The 15163-nt window shown below is 71.5% G+C and carries 12 protein-coding genes and 1 pseudogene; 7 read left to right on the top strand and 6 right to left on the bottom strand.

The features are described from left to right. Positions 1 to 197 precede the first annotated feature (197 nt). Complete coding sequence (locus ACGGAQ_RS32320; protein ID WP_393055959.1) at positions 198 to 884, bottom strand: hypothetical protein; 687 nt, start codon at positions 882 to 884, stop codon at positions 198 to 200. A gap of 69 nt (positions 885 to 953) precedes the next feature. Here ACGGAQ_RS32320 and ACGGAQ_RS32315 point away from each other — a divergent pair, with 69 nt between their 5' ends. From ACGGAQ_RS32315 to ACGGAQ_RS32305, 3 genes are read left to right on the top strand one after another with little or no spacing between them, the layout of a single operon-like run. Further along, positions 954 to 3572 (top strand): valine--tRNA ligase, encoded by a 2619-nt coding sequence (locus tag ACGGAQ_RS32315; RefSeq protein ID WP_393055956.1) that lies wholly within the window; start codon positions 954 to 956, stop codon positions 3570 to 3572. Next, positions 3569 to 4903 carry a bifunctional folylpolyglutamate synthase/dihydrofolate synthase gene (locus tag ACGGAQ_RS32310; RefSeq protein WP_393055953.1) on the top strand — a complete coding sequence of 445 codons (1335 nt, stop codon included), beginning with the start codon at positions 3569 to 3571 and terminating at the stop codon, positions 4901 to 4903. Before ACGGAQ_RS32315 ends, ACGGAQ_RS32310 begins: the two co-directional genes overlap by 4 nt. Further along, positions 4900 to 5388 carry a DUF4233 domain-containing protein gene (locus tag ACGGAQ_RS32305; RefSeq protein ID WP_393055951.1) on the top strand — a complete coding sequence of 163 codons (489 nt, stop codon included), beginning with the start codon at positions 4900 to 4902 and terminating at the stop codon, positions 5386 to 5388. Before ACGGAQ_RS32310 ends, ACGGAQ_RS32305 begins: the two co-directional genes overlap by 4 nt. A gap of 42 nt (positions 5389 to 5430) precedes the next feature. Here ACGGAQ_RS32305 and ACGGAQ_RS32300 read toward each other — a convergent pair whose 3' ends face one another. Further along, a complete protein-coding gene (locus ACGGAQ_RS32300) occupies positions 5431 to 6960 on the bottom strand; it encodes a VOC family protein (protein ID WP_393055948.1) in 1530 nt (509 codons plus the stop codon). Between the two features lie 142 nt (positions 6961 to 7102). On the opposite strand from ACGGAQ_RS32300, the gene ndk reads away from it, so the two are divergent. Then, entirely contained in the window at positions 7103 to 7528 is a 426-nt protein-coding gene (gene ndk / locus ACGGAQ_RS32295; RefSeq protein ID WP_393055945.1) for a nucleoside-diphosphate kinase, read from the top strand. A gap of 13 nt (positions 7529 to 7541) precedes the next feature. Here ndk and sigJ read toward each other — a convergent pair whose 3' ends face one another. The 3 genes from sigJ to ACGGAQ_RS32280 all read right to left on the bottom strand — a co-directional run bounded on the left by sigJ (position 7542) and on the right by ACGGAQ_RS32280 (position 9167). Further along, positions 7542 to 8417, bottom strand: coding sequence for an RNA polymerase sigma factor SigJ (sigJ, locus tag ACGGAQ_RS32290; protein WP_393055942.1), 876 nt, complete (start codon positions 8415 to 8417; stop codon positions 7542 to 7544). Beyond that, the gene (locus tag ACGGAQ_RS32285; protein ID WP_393055939.1) at positions 8414 to 8857 is read right to left on the bottom strand and encodes a carboxymuconolactone decarboxylase family protein; all 444 of its coding nucleotides are present in this window, start codon (positions 8855 to 8857) and stop codon (positions 8414 to 8416) included. The genes sigJ and ACGGAQ_RS32285 overlap by 4 nt, the downstream gene beginning before the upstream one ends. Before the next feature lie 79 nt (positions 8858 to 8936). Next, positions 8937 to 9167 (bottom strand): hypothetical protein, encoded by a 231-nt coding sequence (locus ACGGAQ_RS32280; protein ID WP_393055936.1) that lies wholly within the window; start codon positions 9165 to 9167, stop codon positions 8937 to 8939. A gap of 19 nt (positions 9168 to 9186) precedes the next feature. Between ACGGAQ_RS32280 and ACGGAQ_RS32275 the strand changes: the two are divergent. Continuing rightward, a pseudogene (locus ACGGAQ_RS32275) lies at positions 9187 to 9330 on the top strand (nucleoside-diphosphate kinase); the annotation flags it as partial. Between the two features lie 59 nt (positions 9331 to 9389). On the opposite strand, the gene ACGGAQ_RS32270 reads toward ACGGAQ_RS32275, so the two are convergent. Beyond that, the gene (locus ACGGAQ_RS32270; RefSeq protein WP_393055933.1) at positions 9390 to 10550 is read right to left on the bottom strand and encodes an acyltransferase family protein; all 1161 of its coding nucleotides are present in this window, start codon (positions 10548 to 10550) and stop codon (positions 9390 to 9392) included. Between the two features lie 425 nt (positions 10551 to 10975). Here ACGGAQ_RS32270 and ileS point away from each other — a divergent pair, with 425 nt between their 5' ends. Both ileS and ACGGAQ_RS32260 read left to right on the top strand, forming a co-directional pair. Continuing rightward, positions 10976 to 14122 carry an isoleucine--tRNA ligase gene (gene ileS, locus ACGGAQ_RS32265; RefSeq protein WP_393055930.1) on the top strand — a complete coding sequence of 1049 codons (3147 nt, stop codon included), beginning with the start codon at positions 10976 to 10978 and terminating at the stop codon, positions 14120 to 14122. A 97-nt stretch (positions 14123 to 14219) separates the two neighbouring features. After that, positions 14220 to 14909: a lysophospholipid acyltransferase family protein gene (locus tag ACGGAQ_RS32260; RefSeq protein ID WP_354857892.1), complete on the top strand. Its 690-nt coding sequence runs from the start codon at positions 14220 to 14222 to the stop codon at positions 14907 to 14909. The last annotated feature ends 254 nt before the right edge of the window (positions 14910 to 15163 follow it).

Genomic DNA, 15163 nt, shown 5'->3' with positions numbered 1-15163 from the left:
ATGGTACTGCACTCGTGAGGGTGTGGGAGAGTAGGACACCGCCGGACAATCTTCCAGAAAAGGCCACCCCTCGGGGTGGCCTTTTCTGCGTTTCCCCGACTCGGCGCCGCTGATATCGGGGCTTCCGCGGTCGTGGATGCCCCGGCATCCGGGAAGGCGCGTCGCTCAACGAGGTCACGCCGCCGGACGGGCGCGGATCAGTCGCGGGTCTGCATGTCCCCGCGAAGGTCGCGGAACAGGGCGCCGGCGTCGGTCACCGACCTACCGGGGAACATCGCCATCACGACGCTGCCGTGGTCCGCCCAGCCGCACACCGCGAAGTCGCCACCGTCGCCACTGGTGCTGCCACACTTCATGACGCCACCCAGGTCGCCCGCCGGCACCTCGCGCAGGCCGGTCACCGCGCCGGTCTCGTCGGACATCAGGCCGAAGAGGCTGTCCAGGTCGCGCTCGGGCTGCCAGAGCAGCGTGGTGCCGCCGAAGATCAGCACCGAGCGCTTGTCGTCGGCGGGGTCGCGGTAGACGGTGCCGAAACTGCGGTCCAGCTCGATGTCGGCGGCCAGGCCGCTGCGCAGATAGTCCGCCGTGCTCTTGGCCCGCTCGCTGTCGTCCCGGGTCAACCCCGCCACCTGATCGGGTGAACTCAACCGGGTGTCCTTCTGCTGCGCCACGCGCCACCCGCCGACCCCCAGCACGCTCGCACCCGCGAGACCCACGACCAGCGCTACCGCCCAACCGATCTTGCGGCGCCGGGACCAGCCGCCGGCCCGCTCGTCGGGGTCGCCCCCGGTGTCCCGGGTGCTCAGCTGGATGGGCTCCTCGGTCAGTTCGAACGGCTCGCGACTGTCGTCGAGCGACCGTTCGGTGAGATGTGCGTCGGACATAGCCGACACCGTACGCGAACGACAGGTGGCGCACGTCAGGTCCGCAGAAGCCCTCCGTAGACTTGTCAGGTGACCGAGAGACTGGATGCCCGACGCCCCGACGCCCCGACCCTTGCCGGCCAGTACCAGCCCGGCGAGGTAGAGCAGCGACGGTACGAGCAGTGGGTAGCCGCTGGGCACTTCCGGGCCTCCGCCGACAGCGACAAGCCCCCCTTCACCATCGTCATCCCGCCGCCGAACGTCACCGGCTCGCTGCACATGGGCCACGCGTTCGAGCACACGCTCATGGACGCGTTGACCCGGCGCAAGCGGATGCAGGGCTTCGAGGCGCTGTGGCTGCCCGGCATGGACCATGCCGGCATCGCCACCCAGAACCTGGTCGAGCGTCAGCTCGCCGCCGAGGGCCTCTCCCGACACGATCTCGGCCGGGAGAAGTTCGTCGAGCGGGTCTGGCAGTGGAAGGCCGAGTCCGGCGGCGCGATCCTCGGCCAGATGCGCCGCCTCGGCGACTCCGTGGACTGGGACCGTGAGCGCTTCACCATGGACGCGGGGCTGAGCCGCGCCGTCCAGACGATCTTCAAGAAGCTCTTCGACGACGGCCTCATCTACCGAGCCAACCGGATCATCAACTGGTGCCCGCGCTGCCTCACCGCGCTCTCCGACATCGAGGTCGAGCACACCGACGACGACGGTGAGCTGATCTCCATCCGCTACAGCGACGAGGTCGTGGTGGCCACCACCCGGGCCGAGACGATGCTCGGCGACACCGCAGTCGCGGTGCACCCCGACGACGAGCGCTACCAGCACCTTATCGGCACCGAGGTCGAGCTGCCGCTCACCGGCCGGCGGATCCCGATCGTCGCCGACGCGCACGTCGACCCGAGCTTCGGCACCGGCGTGGTGAAGGTGACGCCCGCGCACGACCCGAACGACTTCGAGATCGGCCAGCGCCACGACCTGCCCGCGCTGACCGTGATGGACGAGCGCGGTGTGATCACCGTGCCCGGCCCGTTCGAGGGGCTGGACCGGTTCGAGGCGCGGCCGGCGATCGTGGCCGCGCTGCGTGAGCAGGGCCGGATCGTCGCCGAGAAGCGGCCGTACGTGCACGCGGTCGGGCACTGCTCGCGCTGCAAGACGACTGTCGAGCCGCGGCTGTCGCTGCAGTGGTTCGTCAACACCGCCCCGCTCGCGCAGGCCGCCGGCGACGCGGTCCGCGACGGCCGGGTGCGCATCGAGCCGGCCGAGCTGGCCAAGCGCTACTTCGCCTGGGTCGACAACATGCACGACTGGTGCATCTCCCGCCAGCTGTGGTGGGGGCACCGCATCCCGGTCTGGTACGGCCCGGCGGGTGAGATCGTCTGCGTCGGCCCCGACGAGGAGGCCCCGACCGGCGAGGGCTGGCACCAGGACGAGGACGTCCTGGACACCTGGTTCTCCAGCGGCCTGTGGCCGTTCTCCACCCTGGGCTGGCCCGAGCAGACCCCGGACCTCGCGAAGTTCTACCCGACCAGCGTGCTGGTCACCGGGTACGACATCCTGTTCTTCTGGGTCGCCCGGATGATGATGTTCGGCCTGTATGCGATGGACGGCCGGCCGCCCTTCGACGTGGTCGCGCTGCACGGCATGGTGCGTGACCAGTTCGGCAAGAAGATGTCGAAGTCGTTCGGCAACGTGGTCGACCCGCTGGACTGGATCGACAGGTACGGCGCTGACGCCACCCGTTTCACCCTGGCGCGGGGCGCGAACCCCGGCCAGGACGTGCCGGTCAGCGAGGAGTGGTGCCAGGGCTCGCGCAACTTCTGCAACAAGCTCTGGAACGCCACCCGGTTCGCCCTGATGAACGGCGCGCACACCACGGGCGACCTGCCGCCGGTCGAGCAGCTCTCCACCGTCGACAGGTGGATCCTGTCCCGGCTGGCGCACGTCACCGCCGAGGTCGACGAGCAGTTCGAGGCGTACGAGTTCGCCAAGGTGTGCGACCTGCTCTACCACTTCGCCTGGGACGACGTCTGCGACTGGTACGTCGAGCTGAGCAAGCCGGTGCTCGCCGAGGGCGGCGAGCGGGCCGACGCCACCCGGCGGGTGCTCGGGCACGTGCTCGACCAGCTGCTGCGGCTGCTGCACCCGGTCATCCCGTTCGTCACCGAGGAGCTGTGGCTCGCGCTGACCGGCGGCGAGACGGTGCAGGCCGCCGCCTGGCCGGTGGCCGACCGGTCGCTTGTCGACGACGCCGCCGAGGCCGAGCTGGCCGCCGTGCAGCGGGTGGTCACCGAGATCCGCCGGTTCCGTTCCGACCAGGGGCTGCGCCCGACGCAGCGGGTGGCCGCCCGCCTGGACGGGCTGGCCGGGGCCGGCATCGCGGCCCACGAGCCGCTGATCAGGTCGCTGGTCCGGCTGGACGCGGCCGGTGACGACTTCCAGGCCAGCGCGACGCTGGCCATGCCCGGCGCGGTCGGTGTCGCGTTGGACACCCGGGGGTCGATCGACGTGGCCGCCGAGCGGGCCCGCTTGACCAAGGACCGCGCGGCCGCCGAGAAGGAGGTCGCGCAGGCCCGAGCGAAGCTCGACAACCCTGCCTTCATCGGCAAGGCCCCCGAGCCGGTCGTCGCGAAGATCCGCGACCGGCTCGCCACCGCCGAGGCCGACCTGGTCCGGATCGACGCTGCTCTGGAGACACTGCCCTCGTGACCGACCGTACCGATTTCGCCGCCGCCGAGGCCGAGCTGAACGCCCGCGGCTTCACCCGCATGGTCTTCGAACTGGACCGCATCGAGTCGCTGCTCGACCTGCTCGGCAGCCCGCAGCGGGCGTACCCGGCGATCCACCTGACCGGCACCAACGGCAAGACCTCCACCGCGCGGATGATCGACTCGCTGCTGCGGGCGTTCGGGCTGCACACCGGCCGGTACACGAGCCCGCACCTGGAGACCGTCCGGGAGCGGATCAGCCTGGACGGCGAGCCGGTCAGCGAGGAGCGGTTCGCCGCGGTGTACCGGGAGATCAAGCCGCTGGCGGAGCTGGTCGACGCCCGGTCGGACGAGCCGCTGACGTACTTCGACATGACCACCGCACTGGCGTTCGCCACGTTCGCCGACGCGCCGGTCGACATCGCCGTGGTCGAGGTGGGGCTCGGCGGCGCCGAGGACGCCACGAACGTCATCCAGGCCGGGGTGTGCGTGATCACCCCGATCGGCCTGGACCACACCGAGTGGCTCGGCGACACCCTCCAGGACATCGCGCTGGCCAAGGCCGGCATCATCCACCCCGGCGCCACGGTGATCGCCGCGGCGCAGGAGGAGGAGGCCGCGCGTCCCCTCCTCGAACGCTGCGCCGAGGTGGGCGCCACCATCGCCCGCGAGGGCGGCGAGTTCGGGGTCCTGAGCCGGGCGGTCGCCGTCGGCGGGCAGGTGCTCAAACTGCAGGGCCTCGGCGGTGTCTACGACGACGTGTTCCTCCCGCTGCACGGCGCGCACCAGGCGCAGAACGCCGCGGTGGCGCTCGCCGCGGTGGAGGCGTTCCTCGGTGCCGGGGCCCGACGGCAGCTGGACATCGACGCCGTCCGGGAGGGCTTCGCCACGGCCAGCTCCCCGGGGCGGCTGGAGCGGGTCCGTAGTGCCCCGACCGTCCTGCTCGACGGCGCGCACAACCCGCACGGCATGGCCGCGACCGTCACCGCCCTGCAGGAGGAGTTCGCGTTCAGCAAGCTGGTGGCGCTGGTCGGCGTGCTCGCCGACAAGGACGCGAGCAGCCTGTTGGAGCTGCTGGAGCCGGTGGCCGACGTCGTGGTGGTGACCCGCAACAGTTCGCCACGGGCGATGCCGACGGAGGAGCTCGCCGCGCTGGCCGCCGAGATCTTCGGCGAGGAGCGCGTCGAGGTGGCCGAGGAGTTGCCGGACGCCATCGAGCTGGCGGTCGCACTGGCCGAGGAGGACGTTCCCGGAGAGCTCAGCGGCGTCGGGGTCCTGGTGACCGGTTCGGTGGTCACGGTGGCCGACGCCCGCCGGCTGTTGAAGCGATGACCGGCCCGGAACGGGACCCGCGCGCCACCGAGGGCCCCGCCGGCCCGTCGGTCGGCGAGGCGGGCGCGTCGCGCGGCGAGGCGGGCTCGGTTACCGAGCAGGGCGCGGCCGGATCGTCAGTGGGGGAGTCGGAGGCCGGGCAGCCGCGGCGGTCCGGGCTGCGCAACCCGGAGCGGGCGGTACGCGGCCTGGGCGCTGGGACGCTCAGCCTGGAGGCGCTGGTGCTGCTGCTGGCCATCCAGCCGATCCGGGTGGTCGGTGGCGACCTCGGCGGGGCCGCGATCGCGGCGGTGGTGGCCCTGGCGGTTGCCGCCGTCCTGCTCGCCGGCATGATGCGCCGCCCCTGGGCCTGGCACGCCGGCACCGTGCTGCAGGGCCTGCTGATGCTGGCCGGTCTGCTGCACTGGTCGCTGCTCGTGCTGGGCATCATCTTCGCCCTGGTCTGGGCGTACGCGCTGCACGTCCGCCGGGTCATCCTCGGCTGACACGCCGAGGCGGCCGGCGATGCCCCGAAAGGACCGGCCGGGTCAGGCGTCTGCGCGTTCGCGCCACTGGGTGAGGGCGATGCCGTGGCCGTCCGGGTCCCGGAAGGCCGCCGCCCACACCTCCAGCCTGCTGCCCCGGTTGACCACCCGGGGCGCGTACGTGAAGCGGACCCCGGAGTCGCGCAGCCGGCCGTACGCCGCCTCGATGTCGTCCACCTCGAGGTTGACGTGCACCAGTCGGCGGCTGATCGGCGCCGCCCCGGTCACCTCGCGCAGCACCAGCCGGGTCGTGCCGAAGGCGAGCACGGCATTGCCGGCGCCCTGGTCGACCTCGCTGAAGCCGAGCATGTCGCGGTAGAAGCCGAGCGACCGGGACAGGTCGGTGACCAGCAGGGTCAGGCCGACGCCGCTGATCGGGCCGGCCGGGTCAGTCGCGGACGCGCCGTCGTACCCGAAGATCGCCTCGTCCAGGTCCTCGGCGGTGACGGTCTCGCGGGCCGTCCCGCTCGGGGTCGGATCGTCCAGCGGCAGGTCCAGCGGGTCCAGCGGATCCATGGCGACCGGGCCGGTGCGCTGCGCCGGAGGTGGATCGACGCGCGGCGCGGCGGGCGGGTCGAGGCGGGCCCCGGCGGTCGCGGGCCGGTCGTCGGGCGCCGGATCGAAGCGGTCGTCGGGTTGGTCGACGCGGTCGTCAATCGGGGCGAGCGGGTCCGCGCCGGGCTGGTCGAAGTGCTCCTCCGCCGGTGGGCGCGGTGCGGGGGTGGCCCGTCGGGGCAGCCCTCCGCCAGGCTGCGGCTCGACGACGACCCCTTCGAGCACCACCGGGCCGCCCGGGCTCTGGCTCATCACCACCGGCTCGCGCTCGTCGGGCGCGAGCGCCGGGTCGTCGCGCAGCGGGTCGGGGCCGCGCGGAGCACGGAACGGGTCACCGTCACGGAACGGGTCACCGTCGCGGGCGTCGCGGAACGGGTCACCATCGCGGCTGCGCGGGTCAAGGAACCCCTCGCTGTCGCGCCCGTCCCGGAAGTCGTCGTCCGTCGCGCGGTCGGCCCACGGCGGGGCGTCCTGCTGGATGAGCACGTCGTCCACGGCGTCGATGTCGCCGAACTCCGGTGGGAGGTCGGCGACGGCCGCCGCGGTCTCGGCGTGGGTGGGCACCTCGTCCCAGAGAACCTTGACGTGCCGCTGATCGTCCAACGCGACCCGGATCGGCAGGGTCTGACCCAGGGACGGCCACTTCGAGACCGGCACCCGCGGCTCGATGATCTTCTTGGATCGGGGCGGCAGACCGGGCGCGTCGATGACCAGTTGCAGCTCGCACCGGCCGAACGCGTACTGGGTGGGTGGTTCGGAGGCGCTGTGCACGTGCGCCACGCCGACCACCCAGGTACGTCCGCCGCCGCGTACGGTCGCCAGCGCGATCGCCAGCACCAGCAGGGCGACCCCGAGGGCCACGATGGCCCAGCTGGTCATGCCCAGCCCGAAGAGGACGACGAAGGTGGCCACGGTGCCGAGCACCGTGCCGATGAGCTTGCGTACCGGCGCGATGGGCCGGTTCCCGCCATTCGCCACAGTGGACCTCCCGGGGGTCAGGGCCAGGCTAGGCCGGATCGGCCACCGGGGGAAAGACCGGCCGCCGCGCCGGCGCCGGGACCGGGTCGCTAGGCTGACCGTACCGATCCCAAGCGTTCCGCGCGTACAGGAGGAACCCAGCGTGTCCAGCAACAGCCCGGATGAGCGCAGCCTCGTGCTGATCAAGCCCGACGCGGTCCGCCGTGGCCTGGTCGGCGAGGTCCTCTCCCGCTTCGAGCGCAAGGGGCTGCGGATCGACGCGATGGTGCACCGGACGATGGACGCCGAGCTCGCCGACGCGCACTACGCCGAGCACGTCGACAAGGCGTTCTACCCGCCGCTGAAGGACTTCATGACCGGCGGCCCGCTGGTCGCCCTGGTGCTCTCCGGCGACCAGGTCATCGACGTGGTCCGTGGGCTGGTCGGCGCGACCGACGGCCGCAAGGCCGCCGCCGGCACGATCCGGGGCGACCTGTCGCTGTCCAACCGGGAGAACCTGGTACACGCCTCCGATTCGACCGACAGCGCCAAGCGCGAGATCGGGCTCTGGTTCCCCGAGCTGAGCTGACGGCGCCGGGGGTTCAGCCGACCGCCGGCACCTTCGCCGGGTTGCCGACCACGTAGATCCCGGTGATCCGTCCGTCGGCCGCGGCGATGGTCAGCGTGTACCGACTGCCGTTCGCGCGGGTGATCAGCATCGCCGGTTCCCCGTTGAGCTCGACCGGATCCATCGTCACCTGGTGACGCGGGCCGTAGACCCCGGCGTAGAACCGCGCGATCCGGTCCGCGCCGGTGACCGGGTTGAGGGCGGCCCGCACCCGACCGCCACCGTCGTTCCACGCGGTGGCGTCGGCGGCCACCAGATCGGTGAGCCTCGTCAGGTCACCGTCGCGGGCGGCGGCGAGGAACGCGTCCAGCAGCCGCTCTCGCTCCGGCCGGCTGGCGGTGAACCGGCGCTGCTCCTGCCGTACCCGCGCGGTCGCCCGGTGGTACAGCTGCCGACAGTCGGCGACGGACCGGTCCAGGATCTCGGCGATCTCCGCGTACGGTAGGTCGAACGCGGTGTGCAGGACGTACACCGCGCGTTCCGGCGGGGTGAGCCGCTCCAGCACGTGCAGCAGGGCGGTGGACAGCGAGTCGCGCAGCTCCGCGCGGTCCAGCGGCCCGAACGGCGAGGGCTCGGTCGGCACCGGCTCGGGCAGCCACGTCCCGACGTACGTCTCGCGGGCCGCCTGCCGGGCCCGCAGCCGGTCCATCGCCAGCCGGGTGACCACCCGGGACAGGTAGCGGCGCGGCTCGGCCACGGTGGCGCGGTCCACGCCCAGCCACCGCAGGTACGCCTCCTGGAGCACGTCCTCCGCGTCGTGCCGGCTGCCGAGCAGGCGGTAGGCGAGCCCGAGCAGCATCGGCCGGTGCGCCTGGAGCGCACCGGCCGCCTCTGCCGCCTCGGTCGTCACACCTGTGCCGGGGGCTCCGTGTGCGTGGTCACGGCGATACGATTCCACACGTTGATTGTGGCGATCGCGAGGACCAGATCGGCCAGTTCCTTCTCCGGCCAGACCTTCGCGGCGGAGTCCCACACCTCGTCCGACACCCCGTGCTCGCCGAGCCGGGTCACCGCGTCGGTGAGCGCCAGCGCGGTCTGCTCCCGCTCGTCGAAGAACGACAGCGCCTCCCGCCAGGCGGCCACCGCGAACAGCCGCCGGCTCGACTCGCCGGCGGCGAGGGCGTCGCGGCTGTGCATGTCCACGCAGAACGCGCAGCCGTTCAGCATCGACGCCCGCAGCTTGACCAGCTCCAGCACGGTGTGGTCGACGTTCGCCTGGACGTACTTCTCCAGGCCCGACACGGCCTGGTATCCCTGCGGCGCGACCTCGAAGAGCCTCATTCGTTGCATGACCAACTCCCTGTTCGATCCGACACCGCTACGACGGTCCGACCGGGGCGTGCCGTGACAACCGCGGTGGTGACCCCGGTCACGCGTGGTGGTGGGCTCGGCCGGAGGCCGTCGGAACGGTGTCGGCCAGCACCTCGCGCGGGCGCGGGATCCGAGGGCCGTCAACCACCGTGTCCACCGGTCGGTCGTCGTCGCGCGACACGGGCCGCGCGACGCGGGCGGCGAGCCGCCGCCCCACCCCGATCGCGGGTAGCTCGACCCACCGGTAGAGCACGTCCGCGAGGATCAGCCCCACCACCACGGCGCCCACGAAGATGACGGTGCCGTTCGGCGCGACCGACGGCCGCAAGGCGGCCGCCGGCACGATCCGGGGCGATCTGTCGCTGTCCAACCGCGAGAACCTGGTGCACGCCTCCGACTCGACGGACAGCGCCGAGCGCGAGATCGCGCTCTGGTTCCCCGAGCTGGGCTGACGGCCTCGCGGTTCAGGCGGCACGGCGCGGGCCGTCGATCCCGGCGTAGTACCGGGCGATCAGCCGCGTCCCGCCGGCACCGCGTCGGCGAGGACCTCGCGGGTCGGTGGGATCTGGACGTCCTCCACAGCCGTACCGGACGAGGTGGGCGTGCCCTCGCCGTCACGGGGGCCACGCCGGCTCACCCGGGCGGCCAACCGGCGTCCCACCTCGATCATCGGCAGCTCGACCCACCGGTAGAGCACGTCCGCGACGATCAGCGCCACCACCACGGCGCCCAGGAAGACGGCGGTGCTGCGCCGGCCCATGGTCGGCAGCAGCCCGATCGCCACCCGCGCCGCGATGGATTGGATCAGATACATCGAGTACGACCGCTCGCCGACGAAGACCAGCGGACGCAGCCCCAGCCCACGGGCGAGGACGCTGCGCGAGAGCAGGGCAGGCAGCAGGAGCGCCGCCGCGGCGGCGTAGGTGCCGATCAACGCCTCCTGGCCGAACCGGACTGGCCAGTACTGAACGGCCACCTGGAACACGATGAAGACCACGATCGCGGCGGTGGCCGTCACCGGGTGGGTCAGCGGGCGGACCAGCGCGAAGCCCTTGGGATGGTGCATCACCACGGCGGTGAGGCAGCCCAGCAGGATGGCCACGTAGTGGATGGGCCAGCTCAGCCAGGCGATGTCCGGCGGGATCAGCGCGATGAAGAGCACGAGCAGCCCGGCGGTGATCGCCAACCGGCGTCGGAACGCGGCCGTCACCAGGACGAACGCGATGGCGGGCCAGAAGAGGTAGAACTTCTGCTCGATCCCGATCGTCCAGGAGTGCAGGTACGGCGCGTTGCCGGGCAGGAAGTCGTTGATGAAGAGCAGGTAGTACGTCATCAGGCGTTCGATCGTCGCGGCGCTGCCACTGAGCCGGGCCAACCCCCAGGTCAGGAAGAGCACGAGCAGGTACACCGGCATGATCCGGAAGAACCGCCGCAGGTAGAAGGCGCGCAGCGAGACCCGGCCGTACCGGTGCTCCTCCCGCAACAGCAGCGTCGTGATCAGGAAGCCGGAGAGCACGAAGAACAGGTGTACGCCGATCCAGCCGGTCAGCCACTTCCAGGACGGGCCGCCGTAGTGGAAGGCGAACACCATCACGGCTGCCACGGCCCGCAGGCCGTCCAGCGCGGGGAATCGACGCATGGCCTGGAACTCGTCGTGGTTGAGAGGACGCACCGGCGAAGTCTGCGCGAGCCCGTCACCGAGGTCAAGCCGCCCGCTCGCGCCCCTGACCCGATTGCGCTGATCATGAGGTTGACGGGCGGAAAACTGATCCACTCGCCCGTCAACCTCATGATCAACGGGACAAGCGCCCGGGGGGCGTTACTCGGAGGCGGAGGGGTGGGCGGGTCTTGTATCGTTGAGGGCCGTAAGGCGATGACCCGGCCATCACCGGTGAGCCTCCGGAAGAACAGCCGGGCAACCGGCCCAGTAGAACCGGACGGGTGCGGCCCGTCACAGCCGGCAAATGAGCGGGCGGTCGATCCTGACCGCCAAGCGGGGTGGTACCGCGGGCCACCCGGGAGCGCCGTCGTCGGCGTACCCGGAAGGTTCGTCCTCGCAGACCCACGTTGAGTGAGCTGCGAGGAGAGCGACAGGCGATGGCCTATCCGTTGCACGACCCGACCGCCGCCGGTGTGCCGGCGAGCCCGGACCTGCCCGCGGTCGAGCGCCGGGTGCTGGAGCACTGGACGGCCGACAAGACCTTCGAGGCGTCGGTCGAGGCCCGCCCCGCCGGCACCGACGGCAAGAACGAGTACGTCTTCTACGACGGCCCGCCGTTCGCCAACGGCCTGCCGCACTACGGCCACCTCTTCACCGGCTACGTCAAGGACGTGGTGCCGCGCTACCAGACGATGCGCGGCCGGCACGTCGAGCGGCGCTTCGGCTGGGACTGCCACGGCCTTCCCGCCGAGGTGGTGGCCGAGAAGCAGCTCGGCATCACCAGCAAGGCGGAGATCGTCGACCTGGGCGTGGCCCGGTTCAACGAGGCCTGCCGCACCTCCGTGCTGGAGTTCACCCAGGACTGGGAGCGGTACATCAACCGGCAGGCCCGCTGGGTCGACTTCGCCAACGACTACAAGACCCTCGACCTGGACTACATGGAAAGCGTCATGTGGGCCTTCAAGACCCTGCACGACAAGGGTCTGATCTACGAGGGTTTCCGGGTGCTGGCGTACTGCTGGCGCTGCGAGACGCCGCTGTCGAACACCGAGACCCGGATGGACGACGTCTACCGGGACCGGCACGACCCGACCCTGTCGGTGTGGTTCGGGCTGACCGCCGACGAGTCCGCCCCGGAGCTGGTGCGCGGGCCCGTCAAGCTGGGCGTCTGGACGACCACGCCGTGGACCCTGCCGTCGAACCTGGCGCTCGCCGTCGGTCCCGACATCGAGTACGCGGTGCTGGAGCGCGACGGTGACCGGTTCGTGGTGGGTGCCGCGCGGCTCGGGGCGTACGCCAAGGAGCTGGAGGGCTACGAGCAGGTCGGCACGGTGTACGGCCGGGACCTGGTCGGGCGCCGCTACACACCGCTGTTCGATTTCCTCGTCGAGCAGGCGGGCGAGAACGCCTACCAGGTGCTCGGCGCGGAGTTCGTCACCACCGAGGACGGCACCGGGATCGTGCACCTCGCCCCGGCGTTCGGTGAGGACGACCAGAACGTCTGCAACGCCGCCGGCATCCCCACCATCGTCACGGTGGACGACCACACGCGGTTCACCGCGCTCGTTCCGCCGTACGAGGGTGAGCAGGTCTTCGACGTCAACAAGCCGGTGATCCGGGAGCTGAAGGACCGGGGGGTGGTGCTCAAGCAGGACACCTACACCCACTCGTACCCGCACTGCTGGCGCTGCGACACCCCGCTGGTCTACAAGGCGGTGTCGTCGTGGTTCGTCGCCGTGACGCAGTTCCGGGACCGGATGGTCGAGCTGAACCAGGAGATCAACTGGACGCCCGGCCACATCAAGGACGGCTCGTTCGGCAAGTGGCTGGCCAACGCCCGGGACTGGTCGATCAGCCGCAACCGGTTCTGGGGCTCGCCGATCCCGGTGTGGAAGTCCGACGACCCGAACTACCCCCGCCTGGACGTCTACGGCTCCCTCGCGGACATCGAGCGGGACTTCGGCGTACGCCTGAGCGACCTGCACCGGCCGGCGGTGGACGACCTGGTCCGCCCCAACCCGGACGACCCGACGGGTCAGTCGATGATGCGTCGGGTGCCGGAGGTGCTGGACTGCTGGTTCGAGTCCGGGTCGATGCCGTTCGCCCAGGTGCACTACCCGTTCGAGAACGCGGACTGGTTCGAGCACCACTACCCGGGTGACTTCATCGTCGAGTACATCGGGCAGACCCGCGGCTGGTTCTACACCATGCACGTGCTGGCCACCGCGCTGTTCGACCGGCCGGCGTTCCGCAACTGCCTGAGCCACGGCATCCTGCTCGGCTCGGACGGGCGCAAGATGTCCAAGAGCCTGCGCAACTACCCGGACGTCTACCACGTGTTCGACTCGTACGGGTCGGACGCGATGCGCTGGATGCTGATGTCCTCGCCGGTGCTGCGCGGCGGTGACATGGCGGTCACCGAGGCGGGCATCCGCGACGCCGTCCGGCAGGTGCTGCTGCCGTTGTGGAACGTCTGGTACTTCTTCTCGCTCTACGCCAACGCGGACGGGTACCAGGCGCGGCGGCGCACCGACTCGACGCACCTGCTCGACAGGTACATCCTGGCGAAGACCAACGAGCTGGTCTCGACGGTCAGCGCGCAGATGGACGCGTACGACATCTCCGGCGCCTGCACCACCGTGCGGTCCTACCTGGACGCGCTGACCAACTGGTACGTGCGCCGCTCGCGGGACCGGTTCTGGTCCGGCGACGCCAACGCGTTCGACACCCTGTCGACCGTGCTGGAGACGCTCTGCCGGGTGGTGGCGCCGCTGGCGCCGCTGACCGCGGAGGAGATCTGGCGCGGGCTGACCGGGGAGCGCTCGGTGCACCTGACCGACTGGCCGGAGGCGAGCGAGTTCCCGGCCGACCACGAGCTGGTCGCCGCCATGGACAACGTGCGGGCCGTGGCCTCGGCGGCGCTGTCCCTGCGCAAGGCCAAGGGTCTGCGGGTACGGCTGCCGCTGTCGAAGCTGACCGTGGCCTCGCCGGCGGCGGAGCAGCTGCGACCGTTCGCCGACCTGATCGCCGACGAGGTCAACGTGAAGGCGGTGGAGTTCAGCGCCGAGCTGGCCGCGTACTGCGAGCAGGTGTTGACCGTGGTGCCCCGGGCGCTCGGCCCGCGCGTCGGCAAGCAGGTCCAGCAGGTGATCAAGGCGGTCAAGGCGGGCGAGTGGGAGCTGGTCGACGGCGCCCCCGTGGCCGCCGGCATCACCCTGGCCGAGGGCGAGTACGAGCTGCGCCTGGTCGCGGCCGACGCCGAGCACTCCGCGCCGCTGCCCGGAGGCGAGGGCGTGGTCGTGCTGGACACCGAGGTCACCCCGGAGCTGGCCGCCGAGGGCCTGGCCCGCGACGTGGTGCGGGTGGTGCAGCAGGCCCGCCGCGACGCCGACCTGGACGTCTCCGACCGGATCGTGGTGTCGGTGTCGGCGTCCGAGGAGGTGCGCGCGGCGGTGAGCGCGTACGTCGACTTCGTCGCCGGCGAGGTGCTGGCCGACTCGATCGACTTCGCCGAGGGCCTCGACGGTTTCGCCGGCGAGGTTGGCGAGGGTGAGCGGGTGACGGTCATCGTCCGCCGGGTGTAACCCGCGGGTGCGGACGCCTCCCCACCTCCGTCTGCGAGGTGTGGAGGCGTCCGCTACCGTGACACCGCCTGCTCGCACCTCATCTGCCGGAGGACCAGTGCCCCTGCTCTACACCATCGGCAAGCTCACCGTGGCGCCCACGCTGCGGTTGGCGTTCCGCCCGACCGTGGAGGGTCTGGAACACGTGCCGGAGACCGGCGGCGCGATCTTCGCCGGCAACCATCTCTCGGTGGCCGACGAGCTGTTCCTCGGCACCGTGGTGCCCCGGCACCTGGCGTTCTGGGCCAAGTCGGAGTACTTCAAGGGCACCGGCGTGAAGGGCGCGTTCTCGAAGTTCGTCCTCACCGGTCTGGGCGCGATCCCGGTCGAGCGGGCCGGTGGGCGGGCCGCGCTGTCCGCGTTCGACGCCGCCATCCCGGCGTTGCAGGGTGGTGACCTGGTGGTGGTCTACCCGGAGGGCACCCGCTCCCCGGACGGCAAGCTCTACCGGGGGCGGACCGGGGCGGCCCGGCTGGCGATCTCCGCCGGTGTGCCGATCATCCCGGTCGGCACGATCGGCACGGACAAGGCCCAGCCGATCGGCGCCCGGGTGCCCCGCCCCGGCAGCGCCAAGATCACCGTCCGGTTCGGCAAGCCGCTGGACTTCACCGGTCGCCCGGACGACCGCGCCTCGCTGCGCCAGATGACCGACGAGCTGATGAGCGAGATCCAGAAGCTCACCGGCCAGGAGTACGTCCCGCGCTACGCCCCGCCGCGCGCCCACCCGGACCCGACCGGCGACGTCTGACCCGCCGGCCCGGGTCGCGTTGCCCCGGGATCTGCGGCGCTTGGCCCGCGCTGACCACGCGATGTGTGGCGCGGCGCGATGCGTGGCGTGATGTGTGGCGCGGCGCGATGTGTGGCGCGGCGCCGGGCCTGCGGCGTCTGATCCGCGCTGGGCCGTGGCCTCGGTTCCTTCCCCGGCTAGTGGCACCGACGGCGGAGCCGTCGTCGAGGCACCTGGTCCTCTAAGCCGTATTCCTGTGAGTCATTTTTATGACT

Origin of the sequence: Micromonospora sp. NPDC047557 (genome assembly GCF_043205095.1) — a bacterium.
GTDB lineage: Bacteria > Actinomycetota > Actinomycetes > Mycobacteriales > Micromonosporaceae > Micromonospora.
This window is presented reverse-complemented; position numbering and strand designations above follow the sequence as displayed.